Here is a 21103-nt window from a genome sequence, read left to right on the forward strand (position 1 = left end):
ATGATTCCTTGGCGCAGGGGGCCTGGGTGTCGTTGCACATCATTCATTTGGGGCTGGATGGAGCGGACTGCACAGACGTCAGGTATTGCACGAAGGCCTCCGGCTCCACGGCTTTGCTGAAGTAATAACCCTGGCCTTCCTCGCATTGGAGGGCCTTGAGAAAATTCAATTGTTCGAGGGTTTCCACCCCTTCGGCAATGACGGTCAGTTTGAGGCTCTTGCCCAGGCTGATGATGGCGCTGACCAGGGCCGCGTCATTGCTGTCACGGCTCAGGCCACGAATGAATGACTGGTCGATTTTCAACACATCGATGGGAAACCGTTGCAGGTAACTCAGGCTCGAATAGCCGGTACCGAAGTCATCGATAGCCAGCCGTACGCCCAATGCCTTGAGCCGATTCAGCGCGAGCATCGTGGCATCGACGTTCTGCATCAATACGCCTTCGGTAATTTCCAGCTCCAGCAAGGTGGGGTCCATACCGGTTTGCTTGAGTATCTGTTCGATCCCTTTGACAAAGTCCCGCTGACGGAAGTCGATGGCCGACACGTTCACCGACATGCAGAGTTTCGGCAGACCTTTCGCCTGCCAGGCGCAGGCTTGTTGACAGGCCTGGGCGAGCACCCATTTGCTCAACGGTACGATCAAGCCGCTGTCCTCGGCCACACCGATAAAATCTGTCGGGTAAACCCAGCCTTGCCCCGGCTTTTGCCAGCGGATCAATGCCTCGGCGCCGACCACCTTGCCACTGCCCAAGTCAAGTTTGGGCTGGTAGTGCAGGACAAATTCGTTGCGTTCCAGCGCCAGGCGAATACCCGACTCGATGCTCTGCTGTTCCCGGGCGCGCTGGTTCATCTCATCGATGAAAAAGCTGAAATCGTTCGGGCCGCTTTCCTTGACGTTGCGCATCGCGGTTTCGGCTTTTTTGATCAGCGCGATGGCATCGAAACCGTCCTCGGGATAGATGCTGATGCCCAGGCTGGCCGTCACGCTCAGGTCGTGGCCGGCAATGTGTTGAGGCGCGCGTATGGCGTTCAAGAGCTTTTCGGCGATGCCCTTGGTCTGTTGGGGGTGATGGATGTCAGCCAGGATCACCACAAACTCATCGGAGCCGTAACGGAACACCGAGTCGGATGCGCGCACGCAGGCCACCAGATTGTGCCCGACACGTTTGAGCATCTCGTCACCGGTCGGGTGACCCAAGGCATTGTTGATGCGCTTGAAGCGATCGAGCCCCAGAAACATCACCGCCAGTTGTTTGTCATGGCGTCGCGACAGGGCCAGTGACTGGTTCAGCCGGTCGCCCAGCAAGGTGCTGTTGGGCAATTCGGTCAATACGTCGTACTGCAACAAGTGCGACACCTTGAGCAGCTCATGGACCCGGGCCTCGATGGTTTGCTCCAGTGTTTGCACTTTCATGGCCGCGTCCTGCGCCATCTGCCACTTCCAGGTCAAGGCGCTGGCCATCTGGCGGATTTCCAGGCTGTCGAAAGGTTTTTTCAGCACCAGCAACTGATCGCCGAACTCCAGTCGCTCGGCCATGGCTTCCCAGGTGTAATCGGAGAAGGCCGTGCACAGCGCGATTTGCAAGTGAGGATCAGCCTTCCAGAGCCGTTCGATGGTTTCCAGGCCATCCCAGCCCGGGGGCATGCGCATGTCGGTGAACGCCATGGCGTAAGGGCGACCTTGTGCCTGGGCGCGCTTGACCAGTTCGAGTGCTTCTTCGCCCTGGTAGGCGGAGTCGAGCTGAAATACCAGTCGTGCCGACTGCGGGCTGCCGAACAGCGCGGCTTCAGTGCCGGCGAGGGTTTGTTCATCGTCGGTATCGGGGCCGAGAATCTTGCGAAAGTCCTGATGGATCGAAGGTGTGTCGTCGATGATCAGGATGCGCCGGTTAGCCTGGACGAACGGAGTTTTCATTCCTTGTCCTCCGTGGCACGCGGCGGGTCATCCGGCATCGCTGCGGTTGCGTGGCTGGCACGCAGGATGCTCCCGGCCTTCAGCAACTCGGCAGCCTGTTGGCTGCTGACCGCTTGGCTGAAGTAGTGACCCTGGGCGTTCATGGGTGAGCCGGTGGCCATCAGCGAACTGCGTTGTTCCTGGGTTTCTACGCCCTCGGCGATAATGCCGATCCCTACATCGCGGGCGAAGTTGATGATGGCCCGCAACGTCGTCGCGCTGGCCGGGTCGCGTGCGGCCATGTCGATGAAGGTCTGGGCGAGCTTCAGGTGATTGACCTGATAAGTCTTGAGGTAATCGAACGAGGAGTATTCGGTGCCGAAGTCGTCGATGGCGATTTTCACCCCCAGCTCACGCAGGCGCGGCAGTACATCGTTATGCGTCCACTTGGTCTGGGCCAGGGTCGCCTCGGTGACATCGAAGCGCAGGTCCCACGGGCACAGTTCCCAACGCGCGGTGGTGCGCAATACGTCATAGATCAGCTCGGGACCACTCTTGAGTTGAGCCAGGGACAGTTTTATCGCCACCACCGGTGGCGCCATGCCTTCGTCACGCCACTGACGCATTTGCCGACAGGCGCGCTCCAGCACCCAGTGACCGAGGGCGATGATGGTGCCGGTCTTTTCCGCCGCGGGTAAAAACGCCTGGGCTTCCAGCAACCCGCGCTGAGGGTGGTTCCAGCTGACTTGTGCTTCCATGCCGAGGATCTTGCCACTGCTCAGGTCCACTTCCGGCCAGTAACGCAGTTCGAGTTCGTCGTGTTCGATGGCCGTTTTCAAGTCGTTGGCGATGGTCATGCGCTCGACCACTTCCTGATTGATCTCCTCGGAATGGAAGTGGTACTGGTTGCGGCCTTTTTCCTTGGAGCGATACAGCGCCATGTCGGCCTGGGTCAACAGGCTGTCGGCACTGAGGCTGATCGGCGCATAGCTGCTGATGCCGATGCTGACCGAAACCCGCACATCATTGCCGGCCAGGGAGTAGGGCAGCACCAGTGCGTCGCGGACCTTGGCGGCCAGGGCCGCTGATTGGGTCGGATCGCCGACGTCCAGTTGCAGTATCGCGAACTCGTCGCCACCCAGTCGGGCGACCACATCGTTTTCGCGCACGCAGTTTTTTATGCGCCCGGCGACCTCTTGCAACAGCAGGTCGCCCACCGGATGGCCCAGGGTGTCGTTGATCCGTTTGAAATGATCCAGGTCCAGGTAAAACATGGCGAACGGTGTGGCCCCGCGCCGGGCGGCGGCGAATGCCTGGTGCAGCCGCTCGATCAGCGTCGCGCGGTTGGCCAGCCCGGTCAGCCCGTCGGTGCGGGCCAGCAGGGCGATTTTTTCCTCGGCCAGTTTGCGTTCGGTGATGTCGATGATGATGCCTTCGACTTCCAGCAAGCGGCCTTCATCATCGCGCACCGGGATATAGCGGTTTTCGACCCAGCGCCAGTCCCCGTCACCGGTGCGCATCCGAAACTCGATGGAAGCACCTGACGCATGGCGGTCCAGTACCCTGGCCATCGCCGTATCGACTTTTGCCTGATCGTCAGGATGGATCAGCTCCTGCGCCCAATTGGCCGACGCCACCAGGGCCGCCGCGATGTGGCCGTATTTGGTGATGTTGTGGGAGATGTACATCAACGGGAACGACGGTTCGCCCCGCAGCCGATACAAAATGGTCGGGCTGTTCTGCACGATGATGTTGGCGTCGGACAATTCCCGGGTGCGCTCTTCGACCGCGTGCTCCAGCAAGGACATCTTCAGCGCCGCGTCTTCGGTCATTTGCCACTTGGCGGTCAATGCGCTGGCCATCTGACGGATCTCGATGGCATCGAAGGGTTTTTTCAGGATAAGCAGGCGATCGCCCAGTTCCAGACGCTCGGCGATGTCTTCCCAGGAATAGTCGGAATACGCGGTGCAGAGCGCCACCTGCAGCTTGGGATCGACTTGCCACAAGCGTTCGATGGTTTCCAGACCGTCCCAGCCCGGCGGCATGCGCATGTCGATAAAGGCCATCGCGTAGGGCGAGTCATTCGCCAGTGCGCTCTCGACCTTGTCCAGCGCTTCGCGGCCCTGAAACGCGGAATCGATGACGAAACTTTGCAACGATACCGACGCAGGGGTACCGAACAGGGCGTTTTCGGCGCTGATCAGGCTGTCGTCTTCGATCGATGGCGGGCTGAGAATCTTGGCAAAATCCTCATGGATCGACGCGGTGTCATCGACAATGAGAATCCGACGATTAATGCGCGCAAGCAGCGTGTTCACTGACATGCGCCTGTACCGACAGCAGGTTGGTGCAATGAGTTCATAGAGGGTATCCCTTCCCTGATCGCAGGATGAAGCGGGTATCGTTTGGATCCGAGTGATCTGAGCATAGTCGCCCGGCCAGAAATTCGCCCGGTTGACTGAGACGAATCATTTCCGGGGTCGGGCTGAAAATCATCTAGCCTGTAGGTCAGGCTCGGGAACGCCAGGACATTCGCCCCGCGCGCGACATAAAGACACACGTTTCACTTGAGGTAATGCCATGGAAGAGCAACTCCCCACGACAGTGACCGATAAACCCAAATTACTACTGGTCGACGATGAGGAGTCGATTCTCAATAGTCTGCGCCGTCTGCTGCGCGGTCAGCCCTACGAGGTACTGCTGGCCACCAGCGGTGCCCAGGCGCTGGAGATCATGGCGCAGCAACCGATCGATCTGGTGATGAGTGACGCGCGCATGCCCAATATGGACGGCGCCACGCTGCTGGCTCATGTCCATCAGCGTTACCCCGACACTCTCCGGATCATGCTGACCGGTTATGCCGATCCGTCGGCCATTATCAAAGCCATCAATGAAGGGCAGATTCATCGTTACATCAGCAAACCCTGGCACGATGAGGAAATGCTGCTGACCCTTCGACAATCACTTGCCTATCAGCATTCCGAGCGTGAACGCTTGCGTCTGGTGCAGGAGACGTGGGATCAGAACGAGAAACTGAAGCTGCTCAACGCCACCCTGGAAAAACACGTCGCGGCCCGCACCAGCGAGCTGCAGCAGACCGCCGACATGCTGGACCTGGCCTACGAAGAGCTCAAGCGCAGCTATGTCACGGGCACCGAGGTGTTTTCGTTGCTGGCCAACCTGCGCCTGCCGCCCGCCAAACAGACCAACCGGCAGATCATCGAACTGGTGCGGGTGTACTGCAAACTGCATGGCCTGGACGAAGGCAGCAGTCGTGACCTGACCATGGCCGCGGCGCTTTACAACATCGGGAAGTTGAGCTGGACCGACAGCATGATGAGCACGCCCTCGGACCTGCTGCATCACAATGACCGCGAGCGCTATCGAGGTTATCCGAAGCAGAGTGAGTCGCTGCTGATGACGCTCGACCCAATGAAGGATGCCGCTCGGCTGATCCTGCATCACCAGGAGCGTTGGGACGGCAGCGGTTTTCCGGATCGGCTCAAGGGCGAAGCGATTCCGTTCGGTTCGCGGTTGCTGAAACTGGCGGTGGATTTCATCGAGTTGCAGCGCGGGCTGATCCTCGAACGGCAGATGAACAGCGATGAAGCCCTGGTGTACATCCGCCAGTACGCCGGTCGCCTCTACGACCCGGAACTGGTGGAGGATTTCATTCAGGTTTGCGCCACTTATCTGAGCGACGTGACGCTGGCCGATCCGACGGTCAAGGTGCTGACCACCCGGGATCTGGCGGCGGGCATGATCCTGGCGCGCAATCTCAATGCCGACAACGGCATGCTGCTGCTCAATGCCGGCAAGGTGTTGAATGGGCCGCTGGTGGAGAAGTTGATCGCTTTCGAGGCGATGGAAGGTGCCAGGTACAGCATTTTTGTGAAAGTGCCGGAGGAAGTGGAGGGCGCGCTTCTCGAGACGAGCTGAGCTTCCCAGCCCTGTAGGAGCGAGGCTTGCCCGCGAAGAATGCACCGCGGTTTTTCAGGTATTACGCGTCATCGTTCTTCGCGGGCAAGCCTCGCTCCTACAGGGGGCAGCAGATGTTTTTTCGGCGTGACGAAGAACCGGCGCGCATGTGATCCTTGCGTCTTTTACCCAAGGCCAATGACGATCCATGACACTTCCATCCGCCGCTTCGCCCCGCCTCATCCGCATCGCCGCAGCCCTGCTGATCAGCCCCGACGGTCGCACCCTGCTGGTGCGCAAGCGCGGTACCCAGGCGTTCATGCAGCCGGGAGGCAAGATCGAGGCCCATGAGCAACCGGTCCATGCCCTCGCTCGGGAGCTGGAAGAGGAACTGGGACTGGTCATCGATCCGGCCCATGCCGCCTACCTGGGGCAATTCTCGGCACCGGCCGCCAATGAGCCGGGTTATGTCGTACAGGCCGAACTCTTTCAGCTGACCATCGACTCACACGTTTCCCCAGCGGCGGAAATCGAAGAAGTGCGCTGGATCGATCCTGCTACCGACGGCGATGTCATGCTGGCGCCATTGACACGGGACCAGATATTGCCGTTTTATCGAGCCTCACTGAACGAAACCGCTTGATCGTCCAAGGACGGAGGATGCCCATGATCCCGCTTCAAGATTTGCTGATTTTCGCCGCCGCGGCGCTGCTGATGGTACTCACGCCCGGGCCAAACATGATCTACCTGATCTCTCGTTCAATCTGCCAGGGGCGCAAGGCCGGAGTGACTTCGCTGCTCGGCGTGGTCGCGGGGTTTTTAGTGCACCTGTTCGCGGCCGCTGCGGGTTTGACCGCGGTGTTCGTGGCAGTGCCGATGGCCTATGAAGTGTTGAAGTGGGCCGGTGCGTTGTACCTGTTGTGGCTGGCCTGGCAGGCGGTCAAGCCCGGTGCGCGTTCGCCGTTCGAGGCGCAGCAGTTGCCGGCGGACTCGTCCCGCAAGCTGATTACCATGGGCTTTCTCACCAGCGCGCTGAACCCGAAAATCGCGGTGTTTTACCTGTCGGTGTTTCCGCAGTTCATTACCCCTGAGCACGGTTCCGTGTTCACCCAGAGCATCATCCTCGGCCTGACCCAGATCAGCGTGAGCTTCAGCGTCAATCTGCTGATCGCGCTGTTTGCCGCGGGCATCGCGTCCTGGTTCGTCAACAACCCGAACTGGTTGGCGATGCAGCGTTACTTCATGGGCTTCGTGCTATCCGGGCTGGCGGTGCGCTTGATGCTCGAGCAGCGGCGGGCCTGAGCATGTGGATTCAACGGCTTGATGCCAGCCACGCCCTGGATTACCGGGCGCTGATGCTTGAGGCCTATGACTTGCATCCCCAGGCGTTCACGTCCAGCGTGCGCGAGCGCGCGGTAATGCCGTTGAGTTGGTGGGAATCGCGCCTGACCGGCAAGCTGGACGTAGTGTTCGGGGCGTTCGAGAAGGGTGAGCTGGTGGGCATCGTCGGCCTGGCCTTCGAGCCGCGGGAAAAGGCCAGGCACAAGGCGACGTTGTTCGGCATGTACGTTTCAGGGGCGGTTCGGCAGCGCGGGCTCGGTTATCAGCTGGTTCAGGCTGCGTTAGCTGAAGCCCAGGCTCACCAGGGCCTGAAGCTGATCCAGCTGACCGTTACCGCTGGCAACGAAGCCGCCTTCAAGCTGTATCAGCGTTGCGGCTTCGTGCAGTTCGGCCTTGAGCCGCTGGCAGTTCGGGTGGGCGAGGACTACTTCGACAAAATCCACATGTGGCGCGAGCTCTGAAACCACCCCGATCCCTTGTAGGAGCGAGGCTTGCCCGCGAAGACGGTTTCACATTCGGAACTGCTGTGGGCTGACACACCGCTTTCGCGGGCAAGCCTCGCTCCTACAGGAGATAGGTCGCTCTATCGGACAGCACTAACCCCATCCAGCGTCGAAAACGACGTGTCCTTGGCCGTCAGCAAAAAGTCGCGCATGTAGGGTGCATCCAGCATGTCGGCGCGAATGCCGGCGTAGAGCGTTGCGAACAAGCCTTTTTCCCCCAGCCGTTTAGCCTTCACGTAGCCCCGTGAACTGTATTCATGCAGCGCCCAATGAGGCATGCCGCAGACGCCGCGACCGCTGGCCACCAGTTGCATCATCATCACCGTCAGTTCCGAGGTGCGCACCTGGGCCGGTTCGATGTCGGCTGGTTCCAGGAAGCGGGTGAAGATGTCCAGCCGATCGCGCTCCACCGGGTAGGTGATCAAGGTTTCCGTCAGCAGATCTTCGGGCACGATGTACGGCTTGCTCGCCAGGCGGTGCTGGTTAGCCACCGCAAGCATGGCTTCGTAGGTGAACAACGGCACGTAAGTGATCCCGACCAGTTCCAGCGGGTCGGAGGTCACCACCAGGTCCAGATCGCCTCGGGCCAGCGCCGGCAGCGGGGCGAAGGAGAAACCCGAGGCCAGGTCCAGCTCGACTTCCGGCCAGGCATCGCGGAACTGGTCGATGGTCGGCATCAGCCACTGAAAGCAACTGTGGCACTCGATCGCCATGTGCAAACGCCCCGCAGTGCCGCCGGCCAGCCGCGCAATGTCACGCTCGGCGCCGCGCAGCAGCGGCAGGGTGGCGTCGGCCAGTTGCAGCAGGCGCAAGCCGGCACTGGTGAAGCGCACCGGTTTGGTCTTGCGCACGAACAACGGCATGCCCATGCGCTCTTCCAGTTCCTTGAACTGGTGGGACAGCGCCGACTGGGTCAGGTGCAGGCGGTCGGCCGCATCCACCAGGCTGTCGGCTTCGCGCAAGGCGTGCAGGGTTTTCAGGTGACGGATTTCAAGCACCGGGGGCTCCATGAGGAAAACTTGTGATCAACACGAAAAGGTTGAGTTTGTCTCATGTTGGGTGAGCTGTCGACAATAGCACCATGTTTTATAGCGTCCTTTATAGAGAGAGCTCTTACCATGGCCTTGGCCCACACACTTGGTTTTCCGCGCATCGGCGCTGACCGCGAACTGAAAAAAGCCCTCGAATCCTACTGGAAGGGTGATCTTGACCAGGACGCATTGAAAAGCGTCGGCCGCCAATTGCGCGCCACCCACTGGCAATTGCAGAAAGACGCCGGCATCGACCTGCTGCCCGTAGGCGACTTCGCTTGGTACGACCAGGTGCTGACTCACTCACTGACCTTCGGCGTGATCCCGGAGCGTTTTGACAGTGCCAAAGATAAACGTGGCCTGCCGACCCTCGACACCCTGTTCGCCATGGCCCGTGGTGCTACCGCAGCCTGCTGCGGCGGTGAACATACCCAGGCGCAATACGCCCAAGAACTGACCAAATGGTTCGACACCAACTATCACTACCTGGTCCCGGAATTCACCGCTGATCAACAGTTCAAACTGAGCTGGGAACAGCTGTTCGACGAAGTCGACGAAGCCAAAGCCCTGGGCCACAACGTCAAACCGGTGATCATCGGCCCGTTGACTTACCTCTGGCTGGGCAAGGCCAAAGGCAATGACTTCGACAAGCTCGACCTGCTGGAGCGCCTGCTGCCAATCTACGGCGAAATCCTCGGTCGCCTCGCTGCCCAAGGCGTGGAGTGGGTGCAGATCGACGAACCGATCCTGACCCTTGACCTGCCACAAGCCTGGAAAAACGCCTTCGAACGCGCCTATCACATCCTTCAATACTCGCCGCTGAAAAAACTCGTAGCGACTTATTTCAGTGGTCTGGAAGACAACCTCGGCCTGGCTGTCAGCCTGCCAGTGCAAGGCTTGCACATCGACGCGGTGCGCGCGCCGGAGCAACTTGGCCAGATGCTGGATCGTCTGCCGACTTACAAGATTCTCTCGGTGGGTCTGGTGAACGGTCGCAACGTCTGGCGCTGCGAGCTGGAGCAAGTGCTGGCGCAACTGCAGCCAGCTCAGGAGCGTTTTGGCGATAACTTGTGGGTCAGCAGTTCCTGCTCGCTACTGCACAGCCCGGTGGACCTGGACCGTGAAGACACACTCGACCCTGAACTGAAAAGCTGGCTGGCGTTTGCCGTGCAGAAGTGCGGTGAAATCGCCGTGCTGCGTGATGCTCTCAACGACCCGCAAGCGCCGAGGGTGCAAGCCGCCCTGGCCGAAAGCCGCGCCATTGCGGCCAGTCGCGCTCAGTCTCCGCGTATCCACAAAGCGGATGTTCAGGCCCGAATCAGCGCCATCGGCGCAGCGGACAGCCAGCGTCACTCGCCGTTTGCCAAGCGCATCGAACAACAACAGGCACGGCTGAAACTGCCGGCGTTCCCGACCACCACCATCGGCTCGTTCCCACAGACCGCATCGATCCGTCTGGCGCGCCAGGCCTTCAAGCAAGGCAAGCTGTCGGCCAACGATTACACCGATGCCATGCACAGCGAAATCCGCCACGCCGTGCAAATCCAGGAACGCCTGGGCCTGGACGTGCTGGTGCACGGTGAAGCCGAGCGCAACGACATGGTCGAGTACTTTGCCGAACAACTGGACGGCTACTTGTTCACCCGGTTCGGCTGGGTCCAGAGCTACGGCTCGCGCTGCGTCAAACCGGCGATCATCTACGGCGATCTAAGCCGTCCGAAACCGATGACGGTCGACTGGATCACCTATGCCCAGAGCCTCACCGACAAAGTCATGAAAGGCATGCTCACCGGTCCCGTCACCATGCTGATGTGGTCATTCCCGCGCGAAGACGTCTCGCGCAAAATTCAGGCGCAGCAACTGGCCCTGGCCTTGCGCGATGAAGTGGTGGATCTGGAAAACGCCGGCATCAAGATCGTGCAGATCGACGAAGCCGCGTTCCGTGAAGGGCTGCCACTGCGCCGGGCGCAATGGCAGGAATACCTCGACTGGGCGGTGGAAGCCTTCCGCCTGAGTGCATCGGGCGTGCGTGACGAAACCCAGATTCACACCCACATGTGCTACAGCGAATTCAACGACGTGATCCAGTCCATCGCCGCCATGGACGCCGACGTGATCACCATCGAAACCTCGCGCTCGGACATGGAATTGCTGGAAGCCTTCGAAGCGTTCGACTACCCCAACGACATCGGCCCGGGCGTCTACGACATCCACTCGCCACGGGTGCCGGACACGGCCGAGATGGTCAAGTTGATGAGCAAAGCCGTGAAGCGCATTCCGGCCGAACGCTTGTGGGTCAACCCCGATTGCGGTTTGAAAACCCGCGCCTGGCCGGAAACCGAAGCAGCGCTGGTAAACATGGTTGCGGCAGCACGGCAGTTGCGTAGCCAGCTGGCGTGAAGCGTCAGGAAGGAGCGGGGTAATCCCCAATGCCAGTCAGTTAATGCGCGGAACCTGTGGGAGCGGGCTTGCTCGCGAAAGCGGTGTATCAGGCAACATCAATGTTGACTGTGCCGCCGTCTTCGCGAGCAAGTCGAATCGTCGCACCGCCGCTCCCACATGGATTGCGCCTTAACTGACTGGCATTGGGGGTAATCCCGCTCCTTTTTTTCATCAGAGGTTTTCGAAGTGTGGCAGCGCGGCAGATTGTTTGCCGATATCGGCGTAAGGCAGGTCGGCGTTGTCCGCGTGGGTGAGAAACCGATGTTCCGGTAATTTCAAGTGGGCTTTCTCGAATGCGCCGAATGCAGGTGCGGCCTTGTTGTAATGGAAGTGGGCGTACCACAGCACTTTCGCTGGTGTTTGCGTCAAGTCCCAGACTTCGTATTCCTGCATATAGTCAATTCGACCATTCGAGCGTTTGCCCAGGTTTTTGATCGGGCTGGTTTTACGGATATCTACCACGTGGTGCGTGACGAGGTCGTCGAGCATGCCATCGGTTGGTTTTTTAATCAGCAGCGACTGACGGGTTCGCAGTGCGCGACCGGTGGCAATCAATTCGGTGGCCTTGTCGCGTAGCTGCTGGACAAGGGCATTGCCTGGGGCAATGTCCTCGATGCCAAGAGCGCGGCGTGTGAGTTCATTCGCCTCACTGACCATCATGTGCTCGAGGTCCACCGGGAGCATGTCTTGATCCGCGTAGGCTTGAACCCTGGCCTGGTAGGTTGCTTGCGATTGCAATCGGTGTCGGGCATCTGCCACTAACGGTTCAAGTTCTCTGCGAATGGAGTGAGATGGCTGTGGCTGTGGGTTCAAGAGGCGGAATTTGCCGTTGCTCCCTTGTTCCCAGATCTCCATGTACCCACTTCGTCCCGTCAGGATGTATTGCCGCTTTTGTGTAGTCGTTTCCCAGCGCTCCACCCCGATCAACAATTGGTCGCCTTCAGTGGTGAACACTTTTTTGTTGCTGCGCCCTGGAATAGTCGGGGCAGGCAAATCAAGCGCCTTGCGCGCTCTCTCGGCCATTTTCGCGATGCCGTCCATCAATGACGGCACGTCATCCAGATGAAAATGCTGAGGATAGCTGGCAGTCCAGGCATTCATGTCCCGACGAAATTGACTGTAGTACTCGATGCACTCTTGAAGGATCTGGTTACGCTGAGCCTTGGTAACATTGACTTCCGGCAGACTGAACTGGGTGAACAGGGCGCGGTCGACTTGGGCTCTTTTCACTTGCGCCTGGCTTTGGAGCCAGAACCAGGACACATCGTTGGCGGTGTCATAGCGTGTCACCATTTCCAGCAAGTTACCGGTTCTCAAGTAAAGGAGATTTGCCTCGCTGAGACGCCCGTTCAGCATTGTGACTTCCTGGGTCAGTTGGGCTTTGTGTGCCTTGACGGTAATTTTCTCGTACCAATAGTTAAGGTCCCCCATTTGGGCCTTGATGGTGTCGAGTTCTTTAATCGTTTCCAGCCGCAGCTTCCGGATATCCCCCAGCACCCGCAGCCGGTCGGAGAGCGCTGTAGCGGGCAATGTGTCAAGGCTCTCTATCAGCGCATCAATGCTGTTCAGCAGGGGATCGATTCGATGATTGGCAAAGAACAATTGTTGCTTGTACCTGTCGGTCAGTAACGCCGCGTCATCGCTTTGGATTTGCACAAGCGCGCGCTTTTTGTTGCCGTGGCTGAGTGGAAACAGATCTGCCAGCGTCTGGTAGTGCTGTTTGGCTAACTCGATATCGGCGATGCAGGCTGTCTCAGCTTCGCGCATCAGCGCCTTGGGACGCTCTAGATTGGCGTTGTAGGCTTGCAGGGCGGCTTTGGTGCGCTTTACCTGGGTATCGAATTGCAAGGCGAGTCTGTCGGCCTCTACGGTCAATGCATGATGGCGACGATAAGCATGGTCGCTCCACCAGCGAGGCAACCGTTCGCGCAGAGCCTGAGGCCATACCGGATCAAGCGTATCCGCCAGGTGCCCAAGCATGTTGCCGCCACCGAGTCCCCCGCCTTCGAACGTAACGCCATAAACGCCGAAATAAGTATCCCAGTGGCCTGCTTCATCGAGCGCGATGGGCTGTTTGTATGTTTTTTGACTATTGCCGCTCAAGCGCCAGTTGCGTGAATCCTTGCTGCGCTCGACCTGGAAAATCCGTCCCTGGCGCACGATAAAATCACCCTCGGCATGGCGGTAGATATTGCGATAGGTCCCCTGGGTTGCCGGCTGCAGTCCCGACAGGGAGACTGGCTGCTCATACTCGTAACCGGCGAAGCGTTCGGCCACATGCCGGGCCTGACGCATCGAGGGCACCTGTATCGCGGCCGCCGTTGTGCCCAACTTATGCAGCTGGCGCGCGCGCGTGACGGAGCGGGCTGTCCGGGAAAGCGCCGAGGTTGCAACTTCACCGGGGAGCAGATCCATGGCCGCGTCAATCAATGACAACAGCACCGATTCGACCTCCGCCAGGCCGTCACCCACGTCTGCGCGTAAAAAGGCCGCCACCGCCTGATTCGCGGCGATCCAGACATCGTAGAGTGAGATAGCGGTCCCGACGAAAGGCACCAGTCCAAAAGCCATTTTTATGTAGTTGAAGGCGCGCGGGCCTTTCAGTGCGTAACGCTCCATGTACAGCGCGTCGTTGGCGCGGGAGGTGCCGCGATGAGTTTCGATCAGGCGACCCATATGAGCATTGACCAGGTGGGCCGCCAACGAGGTGGTCGCCGGCCAGCGCAAGCCGACTCCGATCAACGCGTCGAAGTGTTTAAGCATGCTCTGCTTGATGCGGATTTCGTGGGCTCGTACGTCGCCCTGTAAGGCCCGGCCAGCCAGGTAGCCGACCCATTTGTCATGCAGACAGAGGTTGAACAGGGCTTTGCGAGCGGTTTCCAGGCTGTCGTAACGGCGCAGGAATTGGCCATCGGGGCTGTCGGGCAGGTATAGCAGGGTGACCCCGCTGACCTGTTCCTCGATGAAGTTCACGCCAGACAGAGTCACGGGGCCTTCATTGGGTGTGTCCTTGCCACCCACGCTCAAGTGGGCCGGCAGCAATACGATGCGCTTGCCATCGGTGCGCCAGGCTTGGGGAGTGTCGGCGTCGATGGCGATGTTCAGGACTTGCAGGTCGTTTTGGTCGATCTGCTTTTGCAAGAGGGCGGTCTCACCCTGCAATTTGAGCATCAGAGCCCAGGGCTCGATCAGGCTCTCGCGGCGATGCTCTTTGCTGAAGACGGACTCGGTGGCCGCCCCTGTGAACGCGTCGCGGATCAGCGTTTCGTATGCCTTGGGCAAGTCGAGTTCCGGCAGGACCCTCATCAGATAATCACGGGTGATGCCGCTTTTCAGGGCCTGGGCTTCTGACGTGTTCGCCGCAGTAACCTCCACCTGCATGAAGCTCAATCGCAGGGAAAGGGGTTCCAGGTTCATCGACGGTGTGTTGTCTATATTGTGTTGGGCCAGGTCCTCGAGGGACATCCTGCTACGCGTCACACTTGGAATCAGCACGAGTTTTTGCGGGGTTCCTGGCGCTCCGGGAGCGGCATCGAGATGCTTTGCCCATTTCACCGAATCGGGCAAGTCGAGCTTCACCTCGAAACGGCCCTTGATCGAGAAATCCTTGCGCAGACGGGCATGCAAGTGTTTGCGGGTGAAGTCGTCACGGGGTTCCAGGGCGACTGTTAGCAGTTCGTGGCTGCGTTGCATCGCCGTGATGTACGCCTCGATCAGTCGCTTGAGCCTGATACGGTCAGCCTCGGTCAGTGCACTGAGCCAATTCGGCAGGTTGGAGGCGAGGGTATTGCTGAGGTCTTGCTCCTGCAGGTGGGCGAAAGCAAGGTTCCTGGCGGCATGCACCGGAACCTGCAACGTGGCGCGGGCGTGTTTACGCAAGATTTCCAGTTGTTCGGCACGCTGCGCGGCCTTGGCCGGCTCGGCGTGACGCTGGCGTAGCGCGCCGGCCTGTTCTTCAAAGTCGCTGGTCAGTTGGTTCAGCCCGTACGTCAGCGCGTCGCCAGGAATTTTATTCAGCTGCAATGTCAGTGCATTGCCCTGCTGATGAATCTGCAATACCTGGCGTTCAAGCTCACGACGGTTGGCGAATCGTTGCAGACCACCGCCGGTGCCAGACCAGTAGAGCAGCACGCTGTGCGGCGAATTGGCATCGGCCAGCGCATCCGCTCGGGTGACGATAAATGCGCCGTTGAGTTCCTGGGCGGTGACCGTGGTTTTGTCACCGCTCTGTTCGGTCATCGATAAGGTCAGGCTGGCCGCGACCGGGTCCGGACCTGGATTGTCGGGAGTGTCCAGCAAGGCTTTGAGCAGGCTGCACTCCTCGTCACTGAGTTGTTTAAGCGCCAGTTGGAGCCTGGCTTCTGCGTGCAGACCGGCCTTATGGGCGCTGTGCAGGTCGGTGAACGCCTGCTGGAACGTGACCACATCTAATGGGCGCGATCGATAAAGCAATGCAGAGGCGGCCTTGTCTGCGGCTTCTTCGGCGGTTTCCAACGCTCTGAGCGAGTCCTTGAACGGTTGCAGGCCCTGGCCATCTCCTACCTCTGCCACCAATGTTTCGAGCGCATCGCGCTGCTTGTTCAGCGCGGCCCGGCGCAGTGACAAGGGGATGTCCGCATATAGGCTGCCAAACAGTGGCTGTTCACCGGCCACAGTGTCGCCATCGGCGGTTTCCAGCTTGGGGGGTGAGGCGAGAATGGCAGTCTTGCCGCGCTCTTGGTCAACCTGGTCAGCCAGGGCGAGGGATTGCGCACCGTGCTCCGCCAACCCGGGCTTGTCGCGGGTTGCGTGGCGTAACGCGCTGACCTGAGCCGGCTGGCAGGCCGCAAACAGGTCGCTTGCGCCCACGCCCATGGGGTCGGTTTTGGCGGTGTATTCAAAGCGAACGTTATCGGTGGGCAAGCCGGGCGGGACGAGTGCCTGTCGGAGAAGCCAGGCCTCCATGTCGCTGCGTTGACTGAAAAGTTGAATTGCGACGGGCCGGCAAGGCAGATACAGCCATTGACTGCCGCTGGCCGCCTCGCCTGTGGTGATGACCCATGCGCCTGGGAGTTCGACTCTGCTGAGGTTGCTCAATACCAGGACCAATTGCTCGGTATGGACAGGCTGGCCGTCCAGCGTCAGAGCACCGAGGGGCGGATCGATGATCAACAACAGGGGTTTGAGCTGTTCCGCCGTCAGGGTTCTCTGGGCGAATGCCAGTTGAAGGCTCGCTTCGAAATGCTGACGGTAAAGTTGTATTGCCCGTTGTTTGCGCGATACCGCAGTGTTGGGGGCACGCGTGTTCCAGTAGGTTGCCCAGCGCTCGCGGTGCGACTGTTCGGGGTTGAGTGTCTTGAGTCGTTCGAGCAATTGCAGTGGCGTCAGGTTCGACAGGGGATGAGTCTGACTCAGACCGGTCACGTGACAGCGCTCATCGAGCGTCGTCTCCAGTGTCGGGTGTTGCAGGACGAAGGCGCAGGCATTGATGAAGCTGACAAACCGTTGCGGATGCTCCTGCGTGGCGACGAAGAGCAAGCCAGCTTGTGGTCCCGCCAGATCTAGTTTCTGTTTCAACAGTTGAGTGAGCGTGTCACGCATTCCCGGACTGGCGGCAAGAAGCTCGCGCAAGCCCTCGCTGCTTTCGCGCCAGCGTGCCGAAGCATGCAGAAACAGGCTTTCGTCGTAGAGAGGTGGCAGCGCGGATGGGGTAGGTATGAGGATCGGTGCCGGGTTGGGGAGGTCGAAAAGAAGTCTATCGGTCATATCAACATGGCTCGTTGCGAGGAGCGGCGGTTCCACTCCATTTGCGAGCCATTTAAGGAAAGTTCTCGGGGACGGTGGCGGTAAATAGTTATCGCATCAGAGGCGGATGTGATCTAACGCACCTCATGCAATCGAACTGTCGTGATGACCGCTCGGCAATCTTCATCAAACTGTCACGTAACTGTGGCAGCGCGCTTGAACAAACTTCATCAGACTCGCGCTCTACTGGAGTTCTGCGTTTCGGTGTTTTTCATGCGTGCTTTATTGTTATCGGCGGCCACATTTCTGGCCGCTTTATTGTTCAGCTTGTCGTCCCTGGCGGCTTCGCGGTGCGATGTCAATGTTCCGACCGAGCGGGTCGATCTGGAGCAGGTGAGCCTGGCCTACCAGAGCATTGGCCGTGCCTCGGACCCTGCGTTGTTGCTGGTGATGGGCCTGGGCGGGCAGTTGATTCACTGGCCGGACGAGGTGGTGGTTGCGCTGTGTCAGCAGGGGTTTCGGGTCATCCGCTATGACAATCGCGATGTCGGCCTCTCCACTTGGCGGCAGGCGCCGGTCGATGCCAACCTGACGTTCGAAGTGCTGCGCTACAAACTCGGCTTGCCGGTATCGGCGCCGTATACCCTGACCGACATGGCAGACGATGCGTTTGGGTTGATGGATGCCTTGCACGTCGAGCAATTCCACGTACTGGGCGCCAGCATGGGCGGGATGATCGCTCAGCATATGGCGGCCATGGCACCGCAGCGTGTCGAGAGCCTGACCTTGCTGATGACCAGCTCGGGTGCCGAAGGTTTGCCGGCGCCGAGTGCGGCGCTGGTGCAGTTACTCGCGCGACGTGGTGCGCCGAATCGTGACGTGGCGCTGGAGCAACAGGCCGACTTGCTGGCGGCACTGGGTAGCCCGGCGGTGAGCGATGACCGGCAGGCGTTGTTGCAGCAGGCGGCGCAGTCTTATGACCGGGCGTTCAACCCGGAGGGCGTGAAGCGCCAGATCATGGCAATCCTCGCTGAACGGAGCCGCGTGGCGTTGCTTAACCAACTGCGAGTGCCGACGCTGGTGGTTCACGGCACCGCCGATCCGTTGTTGCCAGTGATGCACGGCGTACACCTGGCGGCGCACATTCGCGGCAGTCAGTTGAAGCTGATCCCGGGGTTGGCCCATCGTTTTCAGGAGGCGTTCAAGGCGCCGTTGCTGGCGGCGGTGTTGCCGTATTTGCAGGCCCACCGCGAAGACACCTCGCATTGGGCACAAATCGATCCAGTGGCCGAACACAATCTTCTGTAACACCCAAATCCAAACTGTGGGAGCGGGCTTGCTCGCGAAGGCGGTGTATCAGTCAAAGCAGATGTCGACTGACACACCGTCTTCGCGAGCAAGCCCGCTCCCACATTTGAGCTTCTGTGTTAGTGGAACCTCATTGGTCAGTCAGGTCGCCAATTACGTTGGAACGAAGTTATCCAGCATCCGGTTCACCGCCAGTTCACCCAGCATGACGGAGTTCTGAATGCCGAGCACGGTGTTGCGTTGCGGGCCGTTCAGCTGCCCCGCGAAATCACTCAACATCACGCTCGCCGCCGCCAGCGATTCGCAGGCGTTGACCAGCAGGGTTTCGTCATTGGCGTCGGGGGCGACCAAGTAAAGGGTGCTGGGTTTGCGTGGGGTGTCTTTGGGAATGACCGGTTTGAGGTAGTAATCGAGGGCGCGGTCGGCGGCTTCGTTGAGCTTTTTGGAGCCCGGGGTTTCGTACGGGGAAATGTCGTCGGTTTCCGGTGGGTTTGGAGTGATTTTGAACATTGAACTGGTACTCCTGTTAGTAGAGCTGCAACTCATCTCGCTACTAAACGGAATGGGGAGGCAGCTGTGCGCAAGTTAGTAGACCGGCCACCAGTCAAAACCGGCGCGCCCGAGGGCACCATGCGCACAGCCACCATCAAGTGCAGGCGAATGCCTGACTGTATTTCATACCTGTAAACGATGTCTCCGGTTTAAAACGTAAAGGATGTCTCCGGTTTCTACCCGAGCAAGCCCGCTCCCACAGGGGGAACACTGCAATAGCTGCTACCCCGGTGCCTGCAAGTGTATCGTTCGAAATCCACTGAGAACCGCCGAATCGAAAAATATATCAATGTGCCACTACGGTTTTTGCCGACGCTGCCGACATAGGCAACATCGTTAATAATCATAGGGACTTGATCCATGACTCTTCACGCTCTACGCACTTGGGCGGCACTGACATTGCTCGCCTGCCTGGCCCTCACTGGCTGTGCTCACGTGCAACCTCCCGTACCGCTGGACCATCAATTCTGGGATGCCAAGGAGCCGACTATTGGCGTGGCGATCACCGTGGTGCCGGAACCGGTGCTGGCGTTGACCGGCAATCAGGGGATTCTCGATTACGCCATCAACAAGGGCGTTAACAACAAGCTCAGTGACAACGTCGAAAAATGGCAAGTGGGCGACCTCAATACCTTGCCCGATGTCCTTGTCGCCAAGCTGCAGGCCAAGGGTTACAAAGCCAAGCGGATCAACGAGCCGTTCGACCTGAAGATGTATAAGGAAACCAGTTTCCGCGAAGGTTACATGACGCGGGACATGACCCCGGTCAAGGCCGCCTACGGCGTCGATCGTCTGCTGCTGGTGAATGTTTACGCCACCGGCGCTACCCGCAGCTACTACAGCATCGTGCCGACCAGCGTGCCGATGGCGCAGGTGGGCGGGCAGGGCATGGTGATCGATCTGGCAGACAACAAACTGCTGTGGTTCAAACCCTTTGTCGCTACGCAAGCCGCCCAGGGCGAGTGGGACGAGCCGACCTATACCAACCTGTCCAACGCGTTCTATCAGGCTGTGGACAATAGCCGTCAGCAAATGATTACCCCGTTCGCGCAATGAAGCGTCTGCCCATCGTGGCCGGTGCGCTGGCCCTGCTGATGCTGACGGGGTGTGCGCAAAAACCGGCTCCCGAGGCCGGTTTCAAGGACCAGAGTGCCTTGCCTTACGTCCAGGCCCACGGGCTTAAAGTCGATGTGCAGTTGCCGCCATCCTTTGTGGGGGCCAGCACCGTGATCGACTCCCAGGCGGCTTTGAAGGCTGCGTCGTCGAGTCATAATCTGGTGGCGAGTTCGGGCAATACTGCCGGGCTTGCCGGCCTGTTGGTCGCCAGCCTGATCAACACCCAAATGGGCAGCGGCAGCTTGCAGCACGATGCGGAAAAAACCGCGCTCAAGGAGGCGCGACCGATGGCCGACTTACTTGCAGGCGTTCCGTTGCAGGAGCGTCTGCAAAAGCGCTATCAACAGGCTTCGCAAGTGGCCGGGTTCAAGCAGGGAGAAGGGCAGGTCACCGCGCGCCTGGTGATTGAGCCCAAACTGATGCTTACTCCCGATCGCGGAAGTTTCGTGCTGATCAATCAGGTGCAAGTCCAGGACATTGCCGGTTCGGCGCTGTATCGCATGCGGATCGAAGTGGTCAGCCAGCCGATTCGGCGCTGCGGCAAGCAGTGCATCGACGACGGCAGCCTCGATCTGGCGAAGGTCACGGCGGTGCTCGACGAGTGTATCGACGAATCGATGCGCGTTTTGTCCACCGACCTGATGCAGCCGGCACCGCCAGCGGCAGCCCAGGAAACCTTGCGATATGTGCTTGATGGCCAGCGAGTGGTCGAGCGTGGTTATCAACTGGCCAACAACGGTAACTATTGGCGTTATCGCAACCTCTACGGGGCGGTGAAGTCAGTGCCGGTGCCGTTTGAAGATGCGTTGACACAAGCGCAGTTGCAGAAGGTTTACGGTCAGTAATGCCCAATGCGCTTTTCTGTAGGAGCCAGGCTTGCCGGCGAAGGCGCTCTCAAGGACGCCTTCGCCGGCAAGCCTGGCTCCTACAGGGAATTGTGGTCAGGATTGAAAGCGCACCCACACCGTCACCAGCACCGTTGCCGCCATCAACCACGCCACCGCCGCCACCGCCAATGAAGCCTCCAGCCGCATCCGGTCGACCATCACATACAAGGTCGCCAGGTAGACGAAGTACGGAATGATCGACCACATGCCAAACACGATGGTGGTTTTCAGATCATCCAGCGAACGCCCCTTGCCGACGATGTAATGAGCGATCAGCGCAAAGGTCGGAAACAGCGGCACCAGGCCGGCGATGTAATAGTTTTTGGTCTTGGCCAACATGGCGAGGATCACTACCACCGCCGCGCCCAGGGTTGCTTTGAATAT

14 protein-coding genes are annotated in these 21103 nt (G+C 59.5%); 8 read left to right on the forward strand and 6 right to left on the reverse strand.

The features are described from left to right. Window positions 1-43: 43 nt before the first annotated feature. A complete protein-coding gene (locus tag KW837_RS25775; protein WP_218398998.1) occupies window positions 44-1918 on the reverse strand; it encodes a bifunctional diguanylate cyclase/phosphodiesterase in 1875 nt (624 codons plus the stop codon). Then, complete coding sequence (locus KW837_RS25780; RefSeq protein ID WP_218398999.1) at window positions 1915-4221, reverse strand: EAL domain-containing protein; 2307 nt, start codon at window positions 4219-4221, stop codon at window positions 1915-1917. The genes KW837_RS25775 and KW837_RS25780 overlap by 4 nt, the downstream gene beginning before the upstream one ends. Window positions 4222-4477: 256 nt before the next feature. Here KW837_RS25780 and KW837_RS25785 point away from each other — a divergent pair, with 256 nt between their 5' ends. The 4 genes from KW837_RS25785 (at window position 4478) to KW837_RS25800 (ending at window position 7617) form a co-directional block, all read left to right on the forward strand. After that, window positions 4478-5836 (forward strand): HD domain-containing phosphohydrolase, encoded by a 1359-nt coding sequence (locus KW837_RS25785; protein ID WP_218399000.1) that lies wholly within the window; start codon window positions 4478-4480, stop codon window positions 5834-5836. 187 nt (window positions 5837-6023) lie between these two features. Beyond that, window positions 6024-6458, forward strand: a complete 435-nt coding sequence (locus KW837_RS25790) for an NUDIX domain-containing protein (RefSeq protein WP_218399001.1) — start codon at window positions 6024-6026, stop codon at window positions 6456-6458. A 23-nt stretch (window positions 6459-6481) separates the two neighbouring features. Continuing rightward, the gene (locus KW837_RS25795; protein ID WP_218399002.1) at window positions 6482-7117 is read left to right on the forward strand and encodes a LysE family translocator; all 636 of its coding nucleotides are present in this window, start codon (window positions 6482-6484) and stop codon (window positions 7115-7117) included. Between the two features lie 2 nt (window positions 7118-7119). Then, on the forward strand, window positions 7120-7617 hold the full coding sequence (locus KW837_RS25800; protein WP_218399003.1) for a GNAT family N-acetyltransferase: 498 nt from the start codon (window positions 7120-7122) through the stop codon (window positions 7615-7617). Between the two features lie 122 nt (window positions 7618-7739). Here KW837_RS25800 and metR read toward each other — a convergent pair whose 3' ends face one another. Beyond that, entirely contained in the window at window positions 7740-8657 is a 918-nt protein-coding gene (metR, locus tag KW837_RS25805) for a transcriptional regulator MetR (RefSeq protein WP_007898547.1), read from the reverse strand. A gap of 120 nt (window positions 8658-8777) precedes the next feature. On the opposite strand from metR, the gene metE reads away from it, so the two are divergent. Further along, complete coding sequence (gene metE, locus KW837_RS25810; RefSeq protein ID WP_218399004.1) at window positions 8778-11090, forward strand: 5-methyltetrahydropteroyltriglutamate--homocysteine S-methyltransferase; 2313 nt, start codon at window positions 8778-8780, stop codon at window positions 11088-11090. 213 nt (window positions 11091-11303) lie between these two features. Here metE and KW837_RS25815 read toward each other — a convergent pair whose 3' ends face one another. Further along, window positions 11304-16877 carry a hypothetical protein gene (locus KW837_RS25815; RefSeq protein WP_218399005.1) on the reverse strand — a complete coding sequence of 1858 codons (5574 nt, stop codon included), beginning with the start codon at window positions 16875-16877 and terminating at the stop codon, window positions 11304-11306. 252 nt (window positions 16878-17129) lie between these two features. On the opposite strand from KW837_RS25815, the gene KW837_RS25820 reads away from it, so the two are divergent. Then, window positions 17130-18164 (forward strand): alpha/beta fold hydrolase, encoded by a 1035-nt coding sequence (locus tag KW837_RS25820; protein WP_218399006.1) that lies wholly within the window; start codon window positions 17130-17132, stop codon window positions 18162-18164. 153 nt (window positions 18165-18317) lie between these two features. Here KW837_RS25820 and KW837_RS25825 read toward each other — a convergent pair whose 3' ends face one another. Further along, window positions 18318-18674, reverse strand: coding sequence for a DUF6124 family protein (locus KW837_RS25825; RefSeq protein ID WP_218399007.1), 357 nt, complete (start codon window positions 18672-18674; stop codon window positions 18318-18320). A gap of 402 nt (window positions 18675-19076) precedes the next feature. On the opposite strand from KW837_RS25825, the gene KW837_RS25830 reads away from it, so the two are divergent. Together KW837_RS25830 and KW837_RS25835 are read left to right on the forward strand one after the other, a co-directional pair. Then, on the forward strand, window positions 19077-19772 hold the full coding sequence (locus tag KW837_RS25830) for a hypothetical protein (protein ID WP_192345594.1): 696 nt from the start codon (window positions 19077-19079) through the stop codon (window positions 19770-19772). Next, window positions 19769-20677, forward strand: a complete 909-nt coding sequence (locus KW837_RS25835; RefSeq protein ID WP_218399008.1) for a hypothetical protein — start codon at window positions 19769-19771, stop codon at window positions 20675-20677. The genes KW837_RS25830 and KW837_RS25835 overlap by 4 nt, the downstream gene beginning before the upstream one ends. A 96-nt stretch (window positions 20678-20773) precedes the next feature. On the opposite strand, the gene KW837_RS25840 is transcribed toward KW837_RS25835, so the two are convergent. Beyond that, window positions 20774-21103, reverse strand: coding sequence for a GlpM family protein (locus KW837_RS25840; RefSeq protein ID WP_177318853.1), 330 nt, complete (start codon window positions 21101-21103; stop codon window positions 20774-20776).

The sequence above is a fragment of the Pseudomonas sp. PDM24 genome, assembly GCF_019218905.1.
In the GTDB taxonomy this organism is placed as follows: domain Bacteria; phylum Pseudomonadota; class Gammaproteobacteria; order Pseudomonadales; family Pseudomonadaceae; genus Aquipseudomonas.